Source organism: Mycobacterium sp. GA-0227b (assembly GCF_001499855.1).
Taxonomy (GTDB): Bacteria; Actinomycetota; Actinomycetes; order Mycobacteriales; family Mycobacteriaceae; genus Mycobacterium.
In genome coordinates, this window is the sequence record NZ_LQIK01000021.1 from 1 (window position 1) to 2844 (window position 2844).

The 2844-nt window shown below is 60.8% G+C and carries 4 protein-coding genes; all 4 read right to left on the reverse strand.

What is annotated here, in order from left to right; all coding sequences use genetic code 11:
• Window positions 1–36: 36 nt before the first annotated feature.
• Window positions 37–717 (reverse strand): hypothetical protein, encoded by a 681-nt coding sequence (locus tag AU185_RS13330; RefSeq protein ID WP_059100803.1) that lies wholly within the window; start codon window positions 715–717, stop codon window positions 37–39.
• 17 nt (window positions 718–734) lie between these two features.
• Window positions 735–1304, reverse strand: coding sequence for an acyl-CoA dehydrogenase family protein (locus AU185_RS13335; protein ID WP_059100804.1), 570 nt, complete (start codon window positions 1302–1304; stop codon window positions 735–737).
• A 238-nt stretch (window positions 1305–1542) separates the two neighbouring features.
• On the reverse strand, window positions 1543–1902 hold the full coding sequence (locus AU185_RS13340) for an acyl-CoA dehydrogenase family protein (RefSeq protein ID WP_059100805.1): 360 nt from the start codon (window positions 1900–1902) through the stop codon (window positions 1543–1545).
• Between the two features lie 352 nt (window positions 1903–2254).
• On the reverse strand, window positions 2255–2794 hold the full coding sequence (locus AU185_RS25805) for an acyl-CoA thioesterase (RefSeq protein WP_082683883.1): 540 nt from the start codon (window positions 2792–2794) through the stop codon (window positions 2255–2257).
• Window positions 2795–2844 lie beyond the last annotated feature (50 nt).

Consider the following 2844-nt stretch of genomic DNA (forward strand, 5'->3'; position numbering starts at 1 on the left):
AGATCACCCATCCAATCTGATCGGGTGGCCTACTTTTCAACCGTCGCGACTGGCCGGATCTTCAACCGTCGTCAACAGTCGGGTGACCACGTGATCGACGGCTCGCCGCAACACGCGTCCGCCTATCGCCGTCAATTCGCTAGCCAGCCCCAATCGCCCCATCGAGACCGCCCGCAGCCACGCCGCCACTGGTTCGACGCCCTCTTCCAATGGTCGTGGAGTGAACCGTGCGAGACCGGCGACGCGGCGCAGCCCGAGCTCCGGATCTAGTCCGCCAACCGGGCTAATCAGGTCGTCGCACACTTCCAGATCTCCGAAGGCATGATGGTCACCGAAGTCGCAGAGGAGGAGCAGACGGTCTGGCGGCGCTCCGAGCACGATGCCGTCGACATCAACCACATCGGCATCGGCTGTGCTCCGTGCAGGCGCCGTCGAGGCGCAGAGTGCGGGCAGCACGAGAGCCGTGGCTGTCTCATCTCGCACGACCGTCGATATCGGAGCGCCGACGCTCAGAGACATGACGAGCCCAAGGGCCGACCAGTTGGCAGATTGGTTCCCCTGCTGACCAAATATCAGCCGGATGGCCGTACCCGGATATTCGCCGAAGAGCTCGAACCATCCGAAATCGACCAGGCGACCAGGAGTGTCATCGGTGCCGCCATCGATCAACACCCTACGCAAGCCGTCTTCGATGAGGACCAGATCAGAGTCGTACATAGGTCGCCTTTCTACCGTCAGCTACGAGGTAGCCCGAGGAGTCGTTCGGCGATGACATTCTTCTGAATCTCGGATGTCCCTCCATATATCGATGCAGCGCGTGAGTAGATGAAGTCGGAACGCCACCGGTCGGCCAACAGTCCCCGTGTCAAGACGATTTGCGTGCGAAGCTCAGTTAGGGCCAGGTCAAAAAGCGCTTGTTCCGACGATGACATCAACAACTTGTCGATCGAGTTGCCACTGCCGGGCACTTCACCATCGGCCATTCGGCGCAACATGTCGCGCGCTCGCAGCCGAAATCCGTAGAGTGAAGCTAATACTTGCCCAGCCGAGCTCTCGTCCAGAGAGTATCCACAGTCCGCGAGCAGGTCTTGGAACCGGCTCAATAGCCATGTCGCACGTTGCCACGCCATGACACCGCGTCCACATCCGAGCACGTACATGACGACCGGCCAACCACCGTCAACGTCACCGATTATCCGGTGTCGCGGGATATGCACGTGATCGAGGAAGATCTCGCAGTATTCATCCTCACTGGTGGCCGATCGAACGGGTCGCACCTCTATTCCGGGCGAGTCCATGTCCATAAAAAAGGCTGTGATGCCCCGATGCCCGGATTCTCGAGCGCCGGTACGCGCAAGCAGGACGCATCGGTCAGCGAATTGGGCGAAGCTCGTCCAATCTTTTGGCCGGTCACCTCGAAATCGTCGCCGGCCTGGACCGCGGCCGTACGTAGCGACGCCAGATCGCTGCCGGCCTCGGGTTCCGAGAAGCCCTGACACCAGGTGTCCTGGCCGCTAAGTACACGGGGCAGGAACCTCTCGCTTAACTGCGCATCGGCGAAGCGAAGCACAGCCGGGGCGAGACCTCGATCATGGAGAATGAGAAAGGCAAGGGAAATCCTGCGGCGGTCAGCGTTTCGGCGATGATTCCGCGATCGAGCGCCGAACCGCCGAGGCCGCCGAATTGTGCCGGCCAGCCCTTCCGCAGCCAGCCGGCGTTATATAGTAATTGCTGAAAACGGCGAAGCCCTTCAACGTCTTCCGCCAGGGTGTCCACTGGTTCGCGAAATTCCCGCAAGAGACCATCCTTGATTCGCAACCAGTCAATCAATTCCGCCTGCAGGCCGGGAGAAGTCCCGTCAGCACCTTGCCCGAGGGTCGGACCGGCCGCGCCGATGCTCATCGCCACACCGTGACCGTTGGGACTGAGATGGCGGACGCATTTTCATGTCATCACAGGGCTCGCTCCTATCGCGTCACTGCGCGCCAGGTGACCATTGTACAGCAATTGATCGAACGTACGATAATCCGGCGAAGTCATTCAGGTAATCGGCGGACGGAGATCAAGCTGTTCGTGCGATGGCCCGCCCCGATGCCACCCCAGCCGCGGCATGTCGGGTCGCCCCGTGAACGCTTGCGAGGATGCTGCACCGGAACTGATTCGACCGACGTAGACGTCCACGACACGGCTGCTCGGGCGCACCCGGCATCCGAGCGGTCGATGGCGTTGACCTATCGGTCGATGGCGGTTTCGATCATCGGTGATCTGCCTCCGCCGACCCGGCAGAAGGTCCGCGCACGGGGTCCATTCGCACAGCGACCTCTTGAACTACGGTGGCGACCACCTCTCCTGTGATGGTGCGGATCTCACCTGCCACCAGTCCTCTTCCCCCGCAGCTCACGGGTGAACTCGATTCGATGACGAGCCACTCGTTCGCACGCGGGGAGTGGTGAAACCACATGGCGTGCTGAGCAGTTGCGTACTTTAGATTGCGGTCGTTCGCCTTCGAACCGTGTTGGACGACGAGCGGCTCGAAGAAATAGAGGTCGCTGATGAAGGCCACCACGCATTCATGAACACCTATGTCCGGTGGAAGCGGTGCGATCGCACGAAACCACAGTCTCCGTACGAACACATCGTCGTCCCATGTGTCGTAGTACCTGACGTCGAAGGTGTCCGGCGGTACTGCGCGGGCCGGATGGGGCAAGCCTGTGCGCGGTAGATCATTGGGGTGTGTGGACGAGAATTCGGCTCTGTTTCCGTGTGCCTGGCGAGTCCCCGATACTGAGTCCACCCGGTTCTCGAGTCGGGGTTAGTTTGATCCGTTCTCAGTTAATGCTGCAG